The organism is Oxalobacter paraformigenes (assembly GCF_000158475.2).
GTDB lineage: Bacteria > Pseudomonadota > Gammaproteobacteria > Burkholderiales > Burkholderiaceae_D > Oxalobacter > Oxalobacter paraformigenes.
The window spans coordinates 1006153-1024151 of the sequence record NZ_KI392031.1 but is presented as its reverse complement, the minus strand read 5'-3'; the positions used below and the strand labels follow the sequence as shown (position 1 = coordinate 1024151).

The window sequence follows — 17999 nt, the reverse complement described above, 5'->3', positions numbered from 1 at the left end:
AGGGAAGAATCTTTCGGGATGCTTCTTTTTTTGTTTCGCCATAAGGAAGGGGCTTACCAGGGCAATGGCGTTCCCATGTAAAAGAAACCGCCGCTCGGGCCGTCTTCCGGCAAAAGGGCCAGCGCAACGGCTGTTTTGGCGCCCTCGAAATCTTCCAGACTGCCAGTCGGGTTCATTGCAGTCCTGACGCTTCCGGGATGGGCCGAGTTGACCTTGACGGGCGTTCCCTGAAGGAAATCGGCCAGATGAACGGTAAACGCGTTGACGGCGGTTTTGCTGGCATTATAGGCAAATGCTTTTCCCTGTTTAATCGGTGAATCCGGAAGGCTTTGCGCGGTCAGGGAAGCCAGAATGCTGGACTGGTTGACGATGCGTCCGGCCGGGCTTTTCCGGATCAGGGGCAGCAGGGATTGCGTCAGTTCCACCAGCGCAAAAAAGTTGGTGTCGAAGGTTTCTTTCAGAATCCTTGAGGGAACGTCGAATACCTTGTAATCGCCGTCCGGCGCGACGCCGGCGTTATTGATCAGGATATCGAGCCTGCCGAATTTTTCCGAAATGCCCGCCTGTGCGGCATGGAAAGTTTTCGGATCGTTCAGATCGATGGCGATGAATTCGATGGCGCCGCCCTCTTCCCTTGCCAGGGCGGCCACGGCGGCTTCCCCTTCCGAACGGTTACGTGCGCCCAGAAGCACATGGCAGCCTTTGCGCAGCAGTAACCGGCAAATTTCGTAACCGATGCCTTTGTTGCCCCCTGTCACCAGAGCGATTGTCGCTTCGTTCATGATCCATCCCTTTCTGTCAGGTCGTTTAATGTCGGGTTTTTCGCTATTCATTCAGCGAATAAAAGCGTTTTCCCGATGAGGTTTTTCCGCTTTCGGCCTTGCCGTAACGGTAAGGAAAAAGGCTTTTCTTAACTTAAAGCGGATTGCCGGCAAAAAATCCGGGCATGATGTTGAATGTCATATCAGTTTCGGCGCTTTGACGTCGAGCACTCTCAGTTGCAGCTTTTGCCGGCCGGGGACTTGCCAGGGTATCGACTGTCCGGCCGACAAGCCAAGCAGTGCGCTTCCGACAGGGGCGAGAACGGAAATTTTCGAGACGCCGTCGGCCTTGTCCGGATAGACCAGGGTAATTTCATACTGGTCGTTTGTGCAATCGTCGATGAAACGGGCTGTGGAATTAATGGTAATGACGTCTTCCGGCAATTCTTCAGGTTCGACGACATTGGCCCTGTCCAGTTCACGCTGCAAATCGGCCATGCCCGGAATGTTCCGGTATTTGGCGTTTCTGAGCATTTGTTCAAGCCGTTCGTAGTCGTGGGTCGTTACGGTGATGGGGGGTCTTTCGTTCATGTCGTTTCCTTTTTCGTTTCGGATAATCAAACGGCCGGTATCCGGATGCCGGACTGGCCGTGCAAAAAATCCCCCGCGGGACGGTTTGTCCCGTTTGCGCTCTTGCCGGTTCAAAAACGGAGATGAAGAAGGATGCCCAATGCAATCCGGCCGAATTGCAGGATACAATCCGGCCGGATGATGCCCGTTGAGATATGTCAGGGAGTGATGGCGATTTTCAGCACGCCGTCGCGTGCGTTCGCGAAGAGATCGTAGGCTTCCTCGATTCTGTCGAGCGGAAAACGGTGCGTGACCAGCTGTTTCAGATCGACGCGCCCGCTTTCGACGACGTTCAGCAACCGGCGCATGCGTTCCTTGCCGCCGGGGCAAAGCGTGGTGACAATCGTCTGGTCAGCCAGTCCTGCGGCGAAAGCGTCGCCCGGCAAGGTCAGCTTGCCGGAATAGACGCCCAGACTGGACAGCACGCCGCCCGGTTTCAGAACGCGCAGGCAGCTCTCGAACGTCTGCTGCGTGCCCAGCGCCTCGATGGCGACATCCACTCCTTTTCCGTCGGTGATTTTCATGATTTCGTCGATCGGGTCTTTTTCGCGGAAATTGATGGTGATGTCCGCGCCCATCCGTTTCGAAATGGCCAGCCGTTCGGGAATCCCGTCCACCGTGATAATCCGCGTTGCGCCCCGGAGCTTCGCGCCGGCAGTGGCGCAGAGCCCGATCGGTCCCTGCGCGAAAATGACGACGGTATCGCCGATTTTGACTCTTCCGCTTTCGGCGCCCGAAAAACCGGTGCTCATGATGTCAGGACACATCAGGACCTGTTCATCGGTCAGGTCGTCCGGAATGGGTTCCAGATTGGCCATGGCGTCCGGCACCAGTACGTATTCGGCCTGGCAGCCGTCGATGGTGTTGCCGAATTTCCAGCCGCCGAGCGCTTTCCAGCCGTAGGCGCCATGTCCCCCGCACTGGGAAGAATGGTTGTCCAGACAGGCATAACACTGGCCGCAGGGGGTGATGGCTCCGACGACCACGCGCTGGCCGACACGGTAGCCGGTGACGCCCACGCCGAGTTCCTCGATAACCCCGACGGGTTCGTGGCCGATGATCAGCCCGGGTTTGACAGGATATTCCCCTTTCAGGATATGGACGTCGGTTCCGCAGATGGTAGTCGTCGTGATCTTGACCAGTGCGTCGCCGGGGCCGACTTTGGGGACGGGTTTTTCATCGAGAACGATTTTGCCGGGTTTGACGAAAACGGCCGCTTTCATGGTACGCATAGACTGATCCTTCCATAGAGTGGTTGGGACAGGATGGAAAACAGCTGTTTTCCATCCGGCGGGCAATACGGGAAACGACTGGGGACGGCAGCCGGGCAATTCGTTCGGCCCTGACGGTTCAGGCAGGAAAAGCAACGGCAGAACCGGCCCTTTATGCCGATAGGTTACCCCCTCGGGGAACAGGCTGTCCAGAGCGAAAGCGCTGCCGGATGTTGTTTGGCGACAGAAAACGGGCATATTTTCGCCGGCTGTCCAAACCGGGAGCGGTGAGACAGTCCTTTCCTTTCAAAAGGATCGTGCGGAATGCGGAAAGGACAGGCGGCCGTATAAGGGACGTAAAGCGAGCCGCGCTTCCCGGGTCGCCGCGCAAAAGGGCACGCTTTGGCGCAAGCGGCCTGAAATCTCCCGTCAGAGTGGCGTACCGGTTCGATGCCGGTCTTGCCAGCGATCTTCCGATTCATGCGGATGCCCGGGTATTTCGCGGCAAGCGCCGGAAAACTTTCTCGGACTTTATGGCATTTACCTGCAAAAACGGCATCAAGCCATGCCGAAACAGGACGCTTCTTTTGGCGTCCTGTGTCAGGTATCCGCACCCCCATTCCGGAAGTGAACGGCGCCTCTCAGAAGTGAAGCACCCTTCCCGCTCCCATTGGCCTGACGGCCTTTTCACCGAAAGCCTGGCTGAAATACCGGAGCGTGTTCTCGCCCGTACAGTGTCCGCAGTAAAAAACGAAATCGTCGGCCTTGATGCGGCGGGTGCAATCGACGGCTTCAGCTAGCACGTTTTCTCCGGCATTCATCAGATGCAGGCCGCCGATGACCGCCAGCAGTTTTTCTCCCGGAAACGCCGCATGGATGGCGTTTAGGATGTTGGTATAGCCGGCATGGCCGCATCCGATAATGACGACCAGACCCTTCGGGGTTTTGATGACGATGGACGCGTCGTCGATCAGGGGAACCGGCCCGGTCCCGTCTTCGTTGAAGAAATTTCCGGCAATCGGGGCGAAACTGCCGGGCGCGCGGGGAATGTCGGTAAAGAAGTACAGATCGTCGTCAAGCCGGGTGACATGGTTGACGGCCTGAAACGACGGGGCGGCGTCCTTTCTCGCCAGATAGGGCATGCCGGTGACGCGCACGGGCTGGCCCGGTTTGATCTGGTAGGATTTGTGCCAGATATAGGGATGGCCGTAAACCGGCGGTTTTCCCTTGAGCCGGGAGTAGAAAGTCAGGCCGCCCGTATGGTCGTCGTGCCCGTGGGTAATGGCGATTCCGGCCAGATCGTCCAGACTGATGCCCATCCTGCGGGCGTTTTCCATGAATATGTCGGTTGTGCCCGTATCGACAAGCCAGCGGCGGCCGTTTGGAAGTTCGACAAGGATAGATACGCCGTGTTCGGCAGCCAGTTCTTCGGATGCGACGGTATCGTCGACAAGAACCGTTATGTTCAGTTTTCCGGTTTCGGCCGGGAGCATCATGTTTCCTCCTGTGGGAAAGGGTGGGGAACAGGCGTTTCCGTTTTCTGTAGCGGCCAATCGGCCCGGAATCTTCTGGCAGGAACCGGCCGGCTTTTCCATAAACAACGGGTTCGCCATGAAAACGGAAACGGCATGGCCTCATCATAGCGAACTTGCCGCAGGCTGGGGGCATATCGTTGTCCTGATGGAACAGAACGGGACACGAAAACCGGAAAACCCCTTTTTTCGGGCCGGAATTCGTCCGTTTCGGGGAGATGGCCGCTTCGGCAGCTCAGGTGACGCCAGCACGGAGGGAAAAACGGGCTAATGACGGGTTTGCCAGGTTGCCGGGACAGTTGCCCAATCCAGCTGCCCGAAATATTTTATGTCGATTTTCAGGATATGATCCATGACGATATCCTTGGCCAGATAAAGGAAAATCTCGCTGAAATCGAGCCGGTTCTCCTCGAACCGGGCGACAAGCCGTGCGCCCTTTTGCAGGAGCTGTTTGTGGATCAGCGCGTGAACAGGCGTTTCATCGTAACCCGCTTCAGACAGGAGGGCTTCTTCCGTGCCGAAGTGTTCGCGGGTATCAGCGAACAGTTTTTCGATTAAGGCGCCGATTTCCGCTTTCGGCCTGTTTTCCCGCAGGGCCGCCAGCAATTCGTTGACTTCTGCAAAAAGCCGGCGATGCTGTTCGTCCATAAGCGGATGGCCGGATTCATATTCCTTTTTCCATACAAGCGGCTTGAAGTCCGCCGGGTTCAGATTGAGCATTGATGTGGTCGATGTTTTCGGACAATCCCTGAAGGGGGACGGGAAAGCAGGGTTCTGTCCGGTTTCGTGGTTTTTTCCGTTTTTTTGAAAAGCTGACGGGGTGCATTGCGGATGAGGCCATGACAGGCATAACGGTCCCGCTGGATGGGTAAATGGCCATGTTTCCGATTCAAGGCGACAGATTACGATGATAAGGATCCCGATGCAAGCTCGTGAAGCCGGGAAAGCATGTCCGCCAGTTCTTTTCTTCGCCATGTCCCGACGGCGTGCCCCGTTTCAGGATACAGGATGGCTTTTCCCCTTCCCCCGGCTTTTCGCCAGGCCGCTGCCGTTTTTGCGGCGGTATCGGGCGGCAGGCGCGGGTCGTCGCTGCCCTGAAAAAAGAGCGCCGGCGGGAGATCCGCCTTTTCGTGACGGGACAGTATCAGCGGAGGGTTTGCTTCTTCCATCGTTTGCGGGTTCCGGAAAAAAGCGCGATGGCACAGCGTGATGGCGAGATTGCCGTTTTTTTCCGCCAGGGCAAAACGGGCCAGCGGATCGAGAACGCCCGAGCAGGTGACGACAAACGCCATTCTGGCATCGGTTAAGGCAGTTAAGGGAAGGTTTGCGGGTTTCTCCTGACAGTAGCGTGGATCGTCGAAACGCATGGCGGAGAGGAGAACGAGATACCCGCCGCTTGAAATGCCCAGTCCCCCTGTTCTTAGGGGATCCGCTCCGTATTCTGCCGCATGGTGTTTCAGCCAGCGGGTCGCGCAATTGACGTCGGCAACGGCGGCCGGATACGGATGTTGCGGAGCCAGCCGGGTATCGATCGCCATCACGACAATACCGGTTTGCGCGACCCGTTCGGCAAAACCTTGTGTGGCGAAACGGTCGCCCGCCACCCAGGCTCCTCCATGAACGCAGACGACGGCGGGAAAAGGCCCTTCTCCCGCCGGCCGGTAAATCAGCGCTTTCAACGGCATGTTTTCCGACTGCCGGTAAACGGTTTCGGTTATGGAAATTCCGGAAGAACCGGCTGGAGAGGAAGACGACATTCGGAACGGGAACAAGTGAATTTTGGCCGCAATGAAAGACATTTTTTATTATATAGGATAAAAGGAAAAAATATTGCGTTCGGGCAATCTTTTGACACTTTCTTCCTTTGAAAAACGTGCGGGAACGCCCCGGCAGCCTGTGCGGCTTTCTTTTCCACACCGGGCCGGTCGGCCGGCCTGGAAGGCGTGTTTTCCGGAGGCCGGAAAAAGGAAAGGCTGAAAACGGTGGCCACAAAGAGCCTTTCTGTTTCTGGCAGGATTTCCGGCTTACACGGAAAAAAGGAAGAATCGCCAAGGAGAAAACGGGTCCGGGAACGGTTTGCGGAAAAGAGGACGCCTGTACCCGTTGAAATGGATCCGTTCGATGCGAAAAAGCCCGGAATTTTTTAAACGTCACGAAATGGCAGATTGCTCTCTGCTGTGCCACAACCGGGTTTTGCGGAAGCGAGGCGGTTCCCATATAGAATGGCAGCCCCCGGCGTTCTTGCGGGAGAGATGGAAAAAGAGGGGAACAGGCTGGTAAATGCCCGGAAAACGGCCCGGCAAGGGGAATCCGTAAAGTTCTCCGGCGCTTGCCGCGAAATGCCCGGATATCCGCATGAATCGGGAGATCGCTGGTGCCCGAGACCGGAATCGAACCGGTACGCCATTTCTGGCGAGAGATTTTAAGTCTCTTGTGTCTACCAATTTCACCACCCGGGCGATGGACTGGCATTGTAACAGATCGGCATGGCGAAACCAACGGATTTTTACCGTGTCCGGCTGGGGGAAGCCGGAACAATCCGTCTGTTTTTTTTGTATTTCTTACAAGAAATTTGTTTAAAAATGTAACAGGTCAAAACAGGAAATCCGGATTTGTCGTAAGAAAAACAGAGGGGCGTTTGGTAACAATATGACAAGTTTTGTTTGTACGCCAGCTATATTGTCATTAAATGTCTGAAGGCAGTTTAAGGATTGTTTTTCAAGCGTATTTTCAGTTTTGCCATACTGGCTGAAAAGTAATTTGCCGGTTTCTGTGAAAGGCGGAATGTGATTTTTGACAAGGAAAAACAAAAGATTTGCCCTTTTTTTAAGGTTTGTTCTTTATTTATTAAACGTATTGTTGATGTTTCTGTCAAACATGCCGTGTAACACAGGACAGTCAAATTTCAGAAAATGCGTGTATGCATGAACAAATGAAACGTTTATACGAAGCGGCAAGGATGCTAAAACGCGTCAGCGGCCAGTCGGAACTGGCCCGTCTGTTTAATGTATCGCCGCAAACCATCCATAACTGGCAGGTCAGAGGCATTTCCAAACAGGGCATGCTGAAAGCGCAGGAAATGGTGGGGTGTTCGGCTTTATGGCTGGAAACGGGCGCAGGCCCCATGTCGCTGGGAAATTTTCAGTCGGTATCGACATTTTGGGGAGACGTCAACCAGATTCCCCTGATTACTGCCGAACAGGCAGCCAGGGTCAATTGCGCGTCCCGGAATTTATCCATTTACCACAAGCCCCTGAAATGGTTGTTTACGCATGCTCCCTTGTCGGCCCATTCTTTTGCGCTCGAGATTACAGGTCTGGCAATGATGCCGGAATTCGAAAAAGGCGACTGGGTGATTGTGGATCCGGCAATCGCTCCGGAACCGGGCGATTTCGTCGTGGCGAAATACGGGGACAAGATGAACGTTATTCTCCGGAAATACCGGCCGAAAGGACTTGATTTGTCTCACACTATGCTGTTCGAGCTGATTGCCTTAAACGACGATTATCCTCGCATCCGTTCCCACCTGGATGCCGTGGAAATCATCGGTACGATGGTAGAGCACCGGAAGTTCCGAAAAAAACAGCTCTCCGGACGTGTCTGACTGTTTCATGTGGCCAGTTTTTGGCTTAGGCCAAGAAAACCGGAAAAATTCCCTTTAATTCTTGTCCTTCCCGTCTTGAGGGGTTATGGTTTCAAAATCAGATACAAACCCTTTAAAGGAGACGGAAATGAATCGTTTTGCAGGTAAAGTGGTTTTGATTACAGGCGCCGGCAACGGTATCGGCGCAGCGGCAGCACGGCGGTTTTCCTCGGAAGGGGCCACTGTTGTTCTGGCGGATTACGTAAAAGAGGATGTTGAGAAAATGGCGGCTTCCCTTCCTCCGGAAAGAACAATGGCCCTGTTTGTCGATGTGTCCGACCCGAAAGCGGTTGAAAAAATGATTGCCGATACGGTCGCCCGGTATGGAAGGCTCGATGTCATGATCAACAATGCCGGCGTCCATGTGGTCGGTTCCGTGCTGGAAACGTCGCTGGAAGACTGGCGGCGCATCGCTTCCGTCAATATCGACGGGGTTGTTTTCGGCGCGAAATATTCCCTTCCCCACCTGATCAAATCGAAAGGATGCATGATCAATACCTCTTCGGTATCCGGGCTGGGCGGCGACTGGGGCGCGGCTTTTTATTGCGCTTCCAAGGGAGCCGTATCCAACCTGACCCGTGCGATGGCGATGGATCACGGCCTGTCGGGCGTCCGCATCAATGCGGTTTGCCCCAGTCTGGTGAAGACGAATATGACAAAAGACTTCGATGCCGCCGTCCAGGAAAAATTCAACGAGCGGATTCCGCTTGGCCGTCCGGCGCAGCCGGAGGAAGTGGCGTCGGTCATGGCGTTTCTGGCGAGCGACGACGCCAGTTTCATCAACGGGGCCTGCATTCCGGTCGATGGCGGCGTGACGGCGTCGGATGGGCAGCCGAAGATCGCCTGATCCTGTTTTGTGCCGCAAAGCCGGGCCACGCCCGGCTTTTTTGTCGAATATCGGCGTGTTGGGGCGTTTTCATGGGTTTTTCCCGGTTTTTTATACGCTTTCTGATATGGGTCACTTCATCGGGTAGCGACTGCGTTAGCCTTGGCGTGTTTTTTGAAACCTTGTGAATGGCAGGATTTTTTTTCAAAACACCTGGAGATGCATATGAAACGATTTTCACTTTTTCTGATGGGCCTGTTTATGGTCGGCATTCTGGCGGCTTGCAGCGATTCGTCGAGGGACAATACCCCGCCGCAAGGCATGTATGCCGGCACCATTCCCTGCGCGGACTGTCCGGGAATCAAAACAGCCGTTACCTTCAATCAGGACGGTTCGGTGGTGGAAACCCAGCTTTATGAAAATACCGATGGCGCTTCCCTTTCCCAGGTCGGCACCTGGAAAATGGACAAAGGCATCGTTACCGTCACTTTCCCGTTTGATACGCAATATTTCATCGTCAAGTCGGCGGACTCCATCGAAATGACGAACAAGGAAGGCAAGCGTTCCGAAACGATGGCCGATCAGTACATCCTGAAAAAAGTCAAACCGAAAGTCGCTTCCGATTTTTCGGGCCGTTACAGACTGGCAGGCGACCAGATGCTGGCCGGCAGCGGCGAAACGTTGACCATTTTGGGCAATGCGCAAAACGGCGTGACCGTTTCGTTTGCGGCAGACGGTGTTGAAGAAGGCTGCACGTTCAACGGCCAGGGCAAGATCGTCAACGACCAGATCGAAATCCCGTTGCAGACCGTCAATCCTGACCTGAAGAGCACGCTCGTTATCCGTTCGACCGGGCCGGACACAATGAACGTTTTCACGTCCAAGGCCGACGACCAGAACGATATGGCGCTTTTCTGTTCCAACGGCAAAACGCTGGCTGGCGATTATGTGAAGGCCAAATAATCGCACGGTTTCAGACGCGAATCGACGGCGCTCTTTAAGAGCGCCGTTTTTTTATGCGTTTACCGGGAAGGCGAAACGCAGGTCTGGCGAAAAGCCGTTTTTACAGGAAACGGGGCATTTACAAAAAACGGGACGGGTTCCGCGTTTTTCGCGAGCTGTCCGGATGAGGGATACAGCGTGTTTGAGGCTTTTTGCCGGAACAGGCCGGGACGCGCTCCGGGCCATGGCCGTTTTCCCGGCGGGAACGGCAGGAGTGAAGAGCCTTGCGGCGAATGGATACAGGATGGGGCCGCTTCAGTGACAGCGTGCGGTTTTCCGGTTTTTCCCTAGCCGATATCCTCGACGATACGGCAGAAATTATGCAGGAGCCGTCGGGGCCAGGGGGTGTTCTCGGCAATCGGATAGTTTTCAAACCCGTTTTCTCCCGGGTTTTCCAGACACGCCGCTTTCAGGATGTCGGCGGTGAATTCCGGATGAAACTGCACCGAAAAGGCGCTGGGACCGTAACGGAGGATCTGGCAGGCGTCCTTTTCCGATGTACCCAGAATGTCGCAATTTTTCGGCGGTTCGAGAACGCTTTGTTGATGGAAGAGATAAGCCGGAAACCGGTCGGGGAAGCCGTCGAAAAGCGGGTTTTTTGCGGCCTTGCCGGTCAGGGAGACGGTAAAGGCGCCCTTTTCCCCTCCTTCAGGGTTGTCGCCGACCAGACCGCCCAGCGCATGGGCCATCAACTGGTGGCCGTAACAGACGCCGAAAACCGGGATATCGAAGAACAGCAGCTCCCGGATCCATTCGGCGGTTTTCTCGCTCCAGTCTTCCCGGTCGGTAACCATGCTCCAGGAGCCGGTGATGATCGCGCCTGCCACGGAAGTCGCTACCGGCAGCGCTTCGCCCCGATAAGGCCGGACGGTTTCCGCCTTTTTCCCGATTTCATCCAGCGCGTTTTCAAACCATTGCGCTATGGTGCCGCATTTTTCAGGCATTTTTCCGGGGGTCTCCCCTGTCTCGACAATCAGAATCGCCATGTTTCTGTCCTGTTCGCTGTTTGGCTTATTGTAATGGGACAATCAGCAATTGTGCCACACCGAAACAGGCAAAAGAGCATGGACAGGAGAGGAAAAGATCGCCAGAATGACAGATAGCGACTGGCAGGCGTTCTCACGGTGAGAATAGCGGCCAGTGTTTTCCCGACCGAACATGATTGACAGTGAACTGACGATCCGGAAGCTGGAGATTTTTCTGGCGTTCATGGAAAAAAAGACGATTGCGCGGGTTGCCGAAGCGCTGGGGATCAGTGGCGTGAGCGTCCATCGTGCCCTGCATTCGCTGGAAGACGTGCTGAGATGCCCACTTTTCGTGCAGGAGGGCCGGAATCTGCGGCCCCTTCCCGCGGCACAGACGCTCGGGCATTATGCCGAAGAAGCGCTGATGGTGATCCGGCGAGCGGTTGAGGCGACGCGCGAGGCGGCCGGTTATGGCAGCGGCCGGATGAAACTCGGATGCCTTTATTCGCTGACGACTGAAATGGTGCCGCAGCTGATCATGGGGCTGAAACGCCGGCGTCCGGAAATGGAAATCGACCTGACGATGGATTCCAACCGGAATCTGCTGGATCGCCTTGCCGACGGCCGGCTCGATGCCGTTCTGGTGTCGGTTTCCCGGGAAATGGACGAGATGGCGGCTCTGGAAGTGCTGCCGCTGTTTGAAGACACGCTTTGTCTGGCAATTCCCCTGTCGCTGGCGGATCGGGTATCCGATCCGGCCGATCTGGCCGGCTTGCGTCATGAAAAATTCGTGGCCTTGAATGACGGCTTCGCCACGGCGCAGGGGTTTGCGGACGCCTTTGCGGAAGCGGGATATGAACCGGAAGTCGTCACGCGGCTGAACGATATTTTTTCGCTGATGAATCTGGTGCAGGCCGGAGTCGGCTGTTCGCTGGTGCCGTCCCGCATCGGCAAGGTGTTCGGAAACACGGTGAAACTGGTCGAACTGGCTGAAAAGTACCGGAAGCGCCAGACAGTTGCGCTGGTTTTTCCCCGAAACCGCGAGCGCGATCCCGACATGCTGGCGCTGGTGGCGGAGGCGCGGATGAGGGTGCGGCAGGCGGCAAACTGACTGACGGGCGCGTTTTTCGTTTCAGAAGGTTTTCAGCCGTTTCGCAAGCGTCAAAACAGTGTCCAGTCCCTGCTGCTGGCAGGAAACGGCTTCGCCCTCTTCCATGACCCGTTTCGCGAGTCCGGTCAGCACCGAGCCGGGCGGCATTTCCACCGCCAGCCGCACGCCTCTTTCATAGGCGGAGCGCATGGCGTCGGCCCAGCGGACGGGGCGCGCCATATTGAAAGCCAGATCGTCGGCAATCCGGTCGGGTTGCCAGAGCACACGGCCGGTGCTGCCGCTCAGGTAGGCGATCGACGGCCGTCTGAACGCGGTTTTTCCGATGGCGTCGGCGAGTTTTCGGGCCGCTTCATCCAGCAAGGGGCAATGCGAGGGCACGGCAACAGAGAGCCGGTCGGTTTTGGTCGCGCCTTTTTGCCGGGCTTCTGCCATGACCTCTTCCATCGCGTCGTTGGACCCGGCGATGACGAACTGGTCGGCCGCGTTGAAATTGGCGAGAAAAACGGGATCATCCGGTGAATTGACGGCTTCGACAAGCGGTCTTATGTCCCGTTCCGGCAGCCCGCCGATGGCAGCCAGGCCGTATCCTTCAGGACAGGCGTTTTCCATGAGTTCGCCCCGCAGCGAGACCAGCCGGACGGCTTCATCAAAACCGAGCGCGCCGGACGTGACCGCTGCCGGAAACGCGCCGATCGAGAGGCCCGACACGAAGTCCGGAACCGCTTTTTGGCCGATCAGCCAGTCGGCGCAGGCGACTCCGGCGATCAGGATGCACAACTGGACGGCCCGGGTTCTTTTGAGGGCGTCGGGCGTATCCAGTGCCGTCACGTCTTCGCCGAGCGCTTCGCTTGCCCGGTCGAGCCAGCGCTGGCAGGGAATTGACCGGGCCAGATCGTGGAGCATGCCGGGAATCTGGGCGCCCTGCCCCGGAAACATGAAAAGCGTTTTGTTCATGGCGTGTCTCTTTCTTTCAAAGGGGGAATTTGCCAGGGGTCGGCGCACAGTACCGGGCCGGAATCCGTTTTCAGGAGAACTTGGCCCAGGCTGCTGTTCCCTCCCCCGTTTTCGCCGGTTCCGGGCTTGATGCGGAGCCATTCTTTCAGGGCGAACGCACCGGCTGGCGTTTCGATCTGGATGTCCGTCCGGCAGGGAAGCGTGTCCAGCACTTTGGCAAGCCGGGCAAAGGCGTTCCGTTCCTGCCGGTCGGGACAGCGTATCAGGATGTCGAGGTCGCTCTCTTCATGCATGACGGGCTGGCCGGTAGCCAGCGCATAGGCGCAACTGCCGGTAACGCCCCATGTCCAGGGAAGTTCCAGCCTTGCCAGTTCGAAAATGGCTCTGACCGGTTTTGTCCGCGCGAAAGGCGAGGCGGCCAGCTTTTGCCGGTCGGTTGCCAGCGATTCGGGTGTGACGACGTGCCGGACGCTGTCTGGCGACACCCATGCCGCGGCCCGTTCGGAGCGCCTCTTTCCCCGGATGCCGACCGGAATCGGGCCTTTTGAGCGCTTGTCGCGCCGGACGACGACGGGCAATCCGGCATGCCACTGTTTACCGACCCATGCCGGCAACGGGTTGCCCGAAAAAAGCGCGGCAGGGCTGTCGAGCCACAGCAGATCGTGCGGGCGGCAAGACGGTACGGCTGCTGTGAAGGGAGAAGTACTGGCCGCTTTCATCGCCGGTTCATCCCTGCCATTGTTCGCGCATGCGTTCGCGGACAAGCGACGTGCTGGCGCGGTTGGGCGAACCGAGCCGGTTTGTTAAGGCCGGGCCGTTTGCCCGGGCGGTTTCGATGGCGCGGGCGACCGCCGACCGGACAGTGGCGACTTCGTCGTCAGCGGGATGGCCGGGGTCGGCCACGTCGATCAGGTCTTCCAGCAATCCGAGTGTTTCGTAATTGGCGATGTCGTAAGCCATCGGCGGAATCGTTGACGCCAGTTTTTCCAGCGCCTCGACAGTCCGGAGCGTGATACGGGCGGCGGAAGCCTTGCCCATCGCATGAATCATCACGTCCCTGTCGTTTAGGGCGATCAGCCGGTTGGCCTGATAGCCGTGGGCGAGAAACGCGCCGGACATGGCTTTGCCGACGATCAGCCCGATAACGGGATGCCCGGCCAGCCGCGCCGAGGCATACGCTCCGGCCGCGGAAGCCAGCGCGAGATGGATGCCGAAGGCTTCCTCTCTTCTGCCGTAAGCCTGGCTGGGCACGTCGATTATCGCGATAATGGCGCGTTTGGCCGGCTTGTCACGGTCTTCTTCGACCGCTTCGGCGACCATTTTGCCGAGTGTCCAGCCTTCCAAAAGGCCCACTTCGCCTTTTGCCGCCCGCGGATAATGGTTGGCGGGATCGGGAACGACGGCAATGACCCGTACCGTCTGTCCGTCCAGTTCCCCGTCGGCTACCCTGACGGAGGGACATTGCCCTGTCCGTTCCGTCAGTGGCGCGGCAAAAATATCGAACCAGATTGCGCCGCGGCTGGCCTTGTTCGTTTTGTCGTTTGCCTTCATGACCGGTCTCCTTTTCCGAATAATTCAGCCGTCCGTTTCGCATCGGCCTGCTGGCGGGTATCGAAAGCGTTCAGTTTCGACAGGAATGCATCGTATCGTTCATTGCGCAGGCTGTCAGGCTTGCCCTTTTCGATGAATTTTGTGGCGGCCGCTTTCACGGCAGAAAGCGAGTCGTCCACCAGCGCGTCGACAAATCCGTTTTGAAAGCGCGCTTCGCCGCCGGTCAGGCTCCAGATGAGCGGACGGTTGCGCGAATCGTATTCGTCGATGCCCGCTTCCTGTTCGATCACCTGCGGGCCGTTCAGGCCGAGACGCGCTTCCCGCGTGACGATCAGGTAGCTGCACAGGGCGGCGGCAATCGACATGCCGCCGAAGCAGCCGACCGTTCCGGCAATGATGCCGATCACAGGGACATAACGCCTCAGATCGACGATGGCGGCATGAATGTCGGCAATCGCCGCCAGGCCGAGGTTGGCTTCCTGAAGGCGCACACCGCCGGTTTCCAGACAGAGAACGGCTTGTGTCGGGATGCCGTTTTTGTTGTCTTCGGCCGCCATTTCCAGTGCGGCCGCCATTTTCGCGCCGGATACCTCACCCATGCTGCCACCCTGGAAGGTGCCTTCGATGGCGACGACGACAGCCGGTTTTCCGGCGATTGTGCCCTTGGCGACGACCATGCCGTCGTCGGCCTGCGGAATGATGCCCTGCGGTTCGAGCCAGGGCGACATGATGTAGTCGAACGGGCCGAGCAGTTCGCGGTATGTGCCGGCGTCCAGCACTCCTTTGGCACGGTCGCGGGCGGACAATTCGATAAAGCGTGTGTCATTCATGGCTTGCCTCCTCGAAAACCTGTTCGATTCTCAGACGGGCGACACCGGGCGTCGCGCCGAAATCGTGGATGGAAAGCCTGCCGGCAGGCAGCGCGCCGCTGCCGGCAATCCGGTCGAAAAGCCGCTGCCAGCGGAGTGTGCTGCCGTCGACGGATGTCTTGATGGAAACGGCCAGTTTGCCGCTTTTGTCCGGTTCAAACAGGGCTTCCATGTCGCCGGAACCGACGACGCCGGCCAGCGCTTTCTTTCCGGCGACTTTGCTGCCGGTGTATTCCAGTTCTATGCGTTCCATATGCTTTCCTCCTTGTGGGACAACCCGGTGGCGATACTGTCGAGAAACAGGGCCGCGGCCAGCAGATCGGCCGCTCCGCCCGGCGAGACTCCAGCCGACAGCATGGCGTTTTCCAGTAATCCGAATGCTTTTTTTCCAGCGGCGCTGCCGATGCCGCCGCATTCAAGCACGGAGCGGGCCCCGGCATGCATGGCGTCCAGCGCTGTCAGGCCGCCTCTGGCAAGTACGCAGGTGTCGGCAAGCGAAGTCATGATGGCCAAAAGCGCATCCACACGCGCCGCTTCCTCGCTCATCCCCTGCTCCCGGCTTTTCGCCAGTTGCGGCAGCGCCAGCCGGGTGACGTGCGGGAAACCGCGTTGCGCTTCCCCGCGCGCGCCGGGCACCCGGTAGCGATGCGTCACATAACGGCCTTTGGAAAAAACCGCCGGACAGGCCGTGTCTTCCAGCCGGGCAAGCCGTGACGCCGCGCCGGTTATGGCCGGGATTTCTGCGCTTCCTTCATGCATGGCGGAAGCCGTCACCAAAAGGCCCAGCGCCCAGATGGCGCCGCGGTGCGTGTTGACGCCGCCAGTCGTTTCCAGCATCGTTTTTTCCCCTTCCCGGCCGATCGCGCCGATCTGCCGCCGCAGGGCCGTGTCCGGCGTTCTGGCCCATCCGGCCAGCGCCATCGCGGCAAAAAACGGCCGGAGGCTTTCGGCGGACGCTTCGAGCATGGGAAGGTCCATGTCGTCATGGGCTCCGGAACCGCGTGCATCGACCAGTCCGGGCTTGGGGGAAAGCCGCGCTTCGTCCAGCAGCGCCTGTACCGCCCTGCCGGCCAGTTTTTGCGCAACGGTTTCCGCCCGGATGTGATTCCATTCAGTCAGTGTATTCATTACCAGCTCCTGAAACGGGACGGCGGGTTATAGAGACCGCCCGACCATTCGACCAGTTCGGCAATACTGCCCGCCGCAAGCAGCGAGCGTTTTGCTTCGGTACGGGCAATGCCCAGATCTTCCGGAAAGGCGATCTTGTTTTCCTGACGCAGGCGTTTGACGGTGTCGGGTTTTGCCGCCATGCCGACTTCGGTAATGCCGGCGACGGCCGCGACCATGTCCTTCCGTTCTTTAAGCGATTTGGCGCGGTAGAGATAGGCAATGCCCTCTTCCGTCAGGACGTGCGTCACATCGTCGCCGTAAATCATGACCGGAGCCAGCGGCATGCCGGATTCTTTCGCGACCTCGACGGCGTCCAGATTTTCGACAAAGGTCGGGCTGGAGCCGGACTGATACGTTTCGACCATTTGCACGACGAGTTTCTTTCCGCGTTCCAGCGGATCGTTTCCTTCCATCATGTCAAGCCATGCCGGAGTGGCATGACGGCGGCCGTGCGGGTCGTGGCCCATGTTCGGCGCGCCGCCGAAGCCGGACACGCGGCCTTTTGTCACGGTCGAGGAATTGGCCGCGCCATCGACTTGCAGGGTCGAGCCGATGAACATGTCCACGGCGTATTGTCCGGCCATCTGGCAAAAGGCCCGGTTCGAGCGCATGGAACCGTCCATGCCGGTGAAGAAGACGTCAGGCCGGGCGGCGATGTAGTCTTCCATGCCCAGTTCCCCGCCGAAACAGTGAACCGTTTCGACCCAGCCGGTTTCGATGGCCGGAATCAGCGTCGGATGCGGATTCAGCGTCCAGTTTTTGCAGATTTTTCCCTTGAGGCCCAGTCTTTCGCCATACGTGGGCAGCAGCAATTCGATGGCGGCGGTATTGAAACCGATACCGTGGTTCAGGGATTGCACCTGATGTTTCGCGTAAATGCCCTTGATCGCCATCATCGCCATCAGGATATGGACAGGTTTTATCAGGCGCGGATCGCGGGTGAACAGCGGTTCGATGAAAAACGGCTTGTCGGCCACCACGACGAAATCGACCCATGAGCCGGGAATATCGACGCGGGGCAAATCGGCCTCGTTTTCGACCAGTTCGTTGACCTGCGCGATGACGATGCCGTTCTTGAAAGCCGTCGCTTCGGCAATGGCCGGTGTATCTTCCGTACTGGGGCCGGTATAGAGATTGCCGTTTCTGTCGGCCTTGTAGGCGGCGACCAGCGCGACGTTCGGGATCAGATCGACGAAGAGTCGTGAATAGAGTTCGATATAGGTATGGATGGCGCCGACTTCCAGCAAGCCGTCTTCCAGCAACTGCGACATGCGCAGGCTCTGCGCGCCGGAATAGGAAAAGTCGATTTTGCGGGCGATGCCCTTTTCAAAAAGGTCGAGGTGTTCCGGCAGGCTGACGCTGGGCATGATCATATGCAAGTCATGCAGTTTGCCGGGATCGGTCTGCGCCAGCATGCGGGCCAGAAAATCCGCCTGCTTCTGGTTGTTCCCTTCCAGAACGACCCTGTCGCCCGGCGCGATCAGTTTTTCCAGCATGGCCGGGACTTCGCCGGAGGGAAGGACTTTGCCTGTCAGGCCCAGACGCGCCATCCGTTCCCGTTTTTCCTGCCGCCGGGTGTCCCATCTTTTCGGCGATGCGGTTTGCTGCAACATGGAATGTCTCCTTTCGTTTGACGATTCGATGCTGAGAGCATAGGCCGGACAGGCGGTTCAATCAATTAGGCCGGCAGCTTGTTTGTTAACTTTACCGTAACGATTGACGGGATGAAACGGAAAATGCCCTGTCGTCAGGAAAGAAAACATTTTATAAAGTG

The 17999-nt window shown here is 57.6% G+C and carries 19 protein-coding genes and 1 tRNA gene; 5 read left to right on the top strand and 15 right to left on the bottom strand.

The annotated features are described in order from the left end of the window. Positions 1-53 precede the first annotated feature (53 nt). From OFAG_RS08840 to OFAG_RS08820, 4 genes are all read right to left on the bottom strand, one after another. Positions 54-782, bottom strand: coding sequence for an SDR family oxidoreductase (locus OFAG_RS08840; protein WP_020995164.1), 729 nt, complete (start codon positions 780-782; stop codon positions 54-56). Between the two features lie 177 nt (positions 783-959). Beyond that, a complete protein-coding gene (gene rnk / locus OFAG_RS08835) occupies positions 960-1352 on the bottom strand; it encodes a nucleoside diphosphate kinase regulator (protein ID WP_020995163.1) in 393 nt (130 codons plus the stop codon). A 197-nt stretch (positions 1353-1549) separates the two neighbouring features. Next, positions 1550-2623, bottom strand: coding sequence for an NAD(P)-dependent alcohol dehydrogenase (locus OFAG_RS08830; protein WP_005876602.1), 1074 nt, complete (start codon positions 2621-2623; stop codon positions 1550-1552). A gap of 620 nt (positions 2624-3243) precedes the next feature. Beyond that, complete coding sequence (locus OFAG_RS08820; protein ID WP_231371687.1) at positions 3244-4098, bottom strand: MBL fold metallo-hydrolase; 855 nt, start codon at positions 4096-4098, stop codon at positions 3244-3246. Here OFAG_RS08820 and OFAG_RS08815 point away from each other — a divergent pair. Next, positions 4097-4405, top strand: a complete 309-nt coding sequence (locus tag OFAG_RS08815; protein ID WP_020995161.1) for a hypothetical protein — start codon at positions 4097-4099, stop codon at positions 4403-4405. The genes OFAG_RS08820 and OFAG_RS08815 overlap by 2 nt on opposite strands. On the opposite strand, the gene OFAG_RS14190 is transcribed toward OFAG_RS08815, so the two are convergent. The 3 genes from OFAG_RS14190 to OFAG_RS08790 all read right to left on the bottom strand — a co-directional run bounded on the left by OFAG_RS14190 (position 4402) and on the right by OFAG_RS08790 (position 6593). Then, a complete protein-coding gene (locus OFAG_RS14190; RefSeq protein ID WP_005876604.1) occupies positions 4402-4854 on the bottom strand; it encodes a bacteriohemerythrin in 453 nt (150 codons plus the stop codon). The two genes, OFAG_RS08815 and OFAG_RS14190, sit on opposite strands and share 4 nt — an antisense overlap. A 182-nt stretch (positions 4855-5036) precedes the next feature. Further along, positions 5037-5819 (bottom strand): alpha/beta hydrolase, encoded by a 783-nt coding sequence (locus OFAG_RS08805; RefSeq protein WP_147617744.1) that lies wholly within the window; start codon positions 5817-5819, stop codon positions 5037-5039. A gap of 687 nt (positions 5820-6506) precedes the next feature. Beyond that, positions 6507-6593, bottom strand: a tRNA-Leu gene (locus tag OFAG_RS08790). A gap of 461 nt (positions 6594-7054) precedes the next feature. Between OFAG_RS08790 and OFAG_RS08780 the strand changes: the two genes are divergently transcribed. The 3 genes from OFAG_RS08780 to OFAG_RS08770 all read left to right on the top strand — a co-directional run bounded on the left by OFAG_RS08780 (position 7055) and on the right by OFAG_RS08770 (position 9566). After that, complete coding sequence (locus OFAG_RS08780) at positions 7055-7738, top strand: LexA family protein (protein ID WP_005876607.1); 684 nt, start codon at positions 7055-7057, stop codon at positions 7736-7738. Between the two features lie 127 nt (positions 7739-7865). After that, positions 7866-8624, top strand: a complete 759-nt coding sequence (gene budC, locus OFAG_RS08775) for a meso-2,3-butanediol dehydrogenase (protein WP_005876609.1) — start codon at positions 7866-7868, stop codon at positions 8622-8624. A gap of 204 nt (positions 8625-8828) precedes the next feature. Next, a complete protein-coding gene (locus tag OFAG_RS08770) occupies positions 8829-9566 on the top strand; it encodes a copper resistance protein NlpE (RefSeq protein ID WP_020995160.1) in 738 nt (245 codons plus the stop codon). A gap of 326 nt (positions 9567-9892) precedes the next feature. Here OFAG_RS08770 and OFAG_RS08765 read toward each other — a convergent pair whose 3' ends face one another. Further along, on the bottom strand, positions 9893-10591 hold the full coding sequence (locus tag OFAG_RS08765; RefSeq protein WP_020995159.1) for a glutamine amidotransferase: 699 nt from the start codon (positions 10589-10591) through the stop codon (positions 9893-9895). Between the two features lie 172 nt (positions 10592-10763). Here OFAG_RS08765 and OFAG_RS08760 point away from each other — a divergent pair, with 172 nt between their 5' ends. Next, the gene (locus OFAG_RS08760; protein ID WP_020995158.1) at positions 10764-11681 is read left to right on the top strand and encodes a LysR family transcriptional regulator; all 918 of its coding nucleotides are present in this window, start codon (positions 10764-10766) and stop codon (positions 11679-11681) included. A 21-nt stretch (positions 11682-11702) separates the two neighbouring features. Here the strand turns inward: OFAG_RS08760 and mdcH are convergent, their stop codons facing one another. Genes mdcH through mdcA form a run of 7 tightly spaced genes read right to left on the bottom strand, consistent with a single transcriptional unit; the run spans position 11703 to position 17838 of the window. Continuing rightward, entirely contained in the window at positions 11703-12635 is a 933-nt protein-coding gene (mdcH, locus tag OFAG_RS08755; protein WP_005876613.1) for a malonate decarboxylase subunit epsilon, read from the bottom strand. Then, positions 12632-13399 carry a malonate decarboxylase holo-ACP synthase gene (locus OFAG_RS08750; protein ID WP_196806232.1) on the bottom strand — a complete coding sequence of 256 codons (768 nt, stop codon included), beginning with the start codon at positions 13397-13399 and terminating at the stop codon, positions 12632-12634. Before OFAG_RS08750 ends, mdcH begins: the two co-directional genes overlap by 4 nt. Further along, positions 13362-14186, bottom strand: a complete 825-nt coding sequence (gene mdcE / locus OFAG_RS08745; RefSeq protein ID WP_040720094.1) for a biotin-independent malonate decarboxylase subunit gamma — start codon at positions 14184-14186, stop codon at positions 13362-13364. The genes OFAG_RS08750 and mdcE overlap by 38 nt, the downstream gene beginning before the upstream one ends. Next, positions 14183-15016 carry a biotin-independent malonate decarboxylase subunit beta gene (locus OFAG_RS08740; RefSeq protein ID WP_040720092.1) on the bottom strand — a complete coding sequence of 278 codons (834 nt, stop codon included), beginning with the start codon at positions 15014-15016 and terminating at the stop codon, positions 14183-14185. Before OFAG_RS08740 ends, mdcE begins: the two co-directional genes overlap by 4 nt. Continuing rightward, positions 15009-15308: a malonate decarboxylase acyl carrier protein gene (gene mdcC / locus OFAG_RS08735; protein ID WP_005876617.1), complete on the bottom strand. Its 300-nt coding sequence runs from the start codon at positions 15306-15308 to the stop codon at positions 15009-15011. Before mdcC ends, OFAG_RS08740 begins: the two co-directional genes overlap by 8 nt. Beyond that, positions 15296-16183 (bottom strand): triphosphoribosyl-dephospho-CoA synthase, encoded by an 888-nt coding sequence (locus tag OFAG_RS08730; RefSeq protein WP_005876618.1) that lies wholly within the window; start codon positions 16181-16183, stop codon positions 15296-15298. The genes mdcC and OFAG_RS08730 overlap by 13 nt, the downstream gene beginning before the upstream one ends. Continuing rightward, complete coding sequence (gene mdcA / locus OFAG_RS08725) at positions 16183-17838, bottom strand: malonate decarboxylase subunit alpha (RefSeq protein WP_005876619.1); 1656 nt, start codon at positions 17836-17838, stop codon at positions 16183-16185. The genes OFAG_RS08730 and mdcA overlap by 1 nt, the downstream gene beginning before the upstream one ends. Positions 17839-17999: the final 161 nt, after the last annotated feature.

What these genes read in the sequence shown, in the direction of transcription:
- OFAG_RS08840 (WP_020995164.1), bottom strand. Translation starts at nt 782, where the DNA reads ATGAACGAAGCGACAATCGCTCTGGTGACAGGGGGCAACAAAGGCATC.
- rnk (WP_020995163.1), bottom strand. Translation starts at nt 1,352, where the DNA reads ATGAACGAAAGACCCCCCATCACCGTAACGACCCACGACTACGAACGG.
- OFAG_RS08830 (WP_005876602.1), bottom strand. Translation starts at nt 2,623, where the DNA reads ATGCGTACCATGAAAGCGGCCGTTTTCGTCAAACCCGGCAAAATCGTT.
- OFAG_RS08815 (WP_020995161.1), top strand. Translation starts at nt 4,097, where the DNA reads ATGTTTCCTCCTGTGGGAAAGGGTGGGGAACAGGCGTTTCCGTTTTCT.
- OFAG_RS08820 (WP_231371687.1), bottom strand. Translation starts at nt 4,098, where the DNA reads ATGATGCTCCCGGCCGAAACCGGAAAACTGAACATAACGGTTCTTGTC.
- OFAG_RS14190 (WP_005876604.1), bottom strand. Translation starts at nt 4,854, where the DNA reads ATGCTCAATCTGAACCCGGCGGACTTCAAGCCGCTTGTATGGAAAAAG.
- OFAG_RS08805 (WP_147617744.1), bottom strand. Translation starts at nt 5,819, where the DNA reads ATGCCGTTGAAAGCGCTGATTTACCGGCCGGCGGGAGAAGGGCCTTTT.
- OFAG_RS08780 (WP_005876607.1), top strand. Translation starts at nt 7,055, where the DNA reads ATGCATGAACAAATGAAACGTTTATACGAAGCGGCAAGGATGCTAAAA.
- budC (WP_005876609.1), top strand. Translation starts at nt 7,866, where the DNA reads ATGAATCGTTTTGCAGGTAAAGTGGTTTTGATTACAGGCGCCGGCAAC.
- OFAG_RS08770 (WP_020995160.1), top strand. Translation starts at nt 8,829, where the DNA reads ATGAAACGATTTTCACTTTTTCTGATGGGCCTGTTTATGGTCGGCATT.
- OFAG_RS08765 (WP_020995159.1), bottom strand. Translation starts at nt 10,591, where the DNA reads ATGGCGATTCTGATTGTCGAGACAGGGGAGACCCCCGGAAAAATGCCT.
- OFAG_RS08760 (WP_020995158.1), top strand. Translation starts at nt 10,764, where the DNA reads ATGATTGACAGTGAACTGACGATCCGGAAGCTGGAGATTTTTCTGGCG.
- mdcH (WP_005876613.1), bottom strand. Translation starts at nt 12,635, where the DNA reads ATGAACAAAACGCTTTTCATGTTTCCGGGGCAGGGCGCCCAGATTCCC.
- mdcE (WP_040720094.1), bottom strand. Translation starts at nt 14,186, where the DNA reads ATGAAGGCAAACGACAAAACGAACAAGGCCAGCCGCGGCGCAATCTGG.
- OFAG_RS08740 (WP_040720092.1), bottom strand. Translation starts at nt 15,016, where the DNA reads ATGAATGACACACGCTTTATCGAATTGTCCGCCCGCGACCGTGCCAAA.
- mdcC (WP_005876617.1), bottom strand. Translation starts at nt 15,308, where the DNA reads ATGGAACGCATAGAACTGGAATACACCGGCAGCAAAGTCGCCGGAAAG.
- OFAG_RS08730 (WP_005876618.1), bottom strand. Translation starts at nt 16,183, where the DNA reads ATGAATACACTGACTGAATGGAATCACATCCGGGCGGAAACCGTTGCG.
- mdcA (WP_005876619.1), bottom strand. Translation starts at nt 17,838, where the DNA reads ATGTTGCAGCAAACCGCATCGCCGAAAAGATGGGACACCCGGCGGCAG.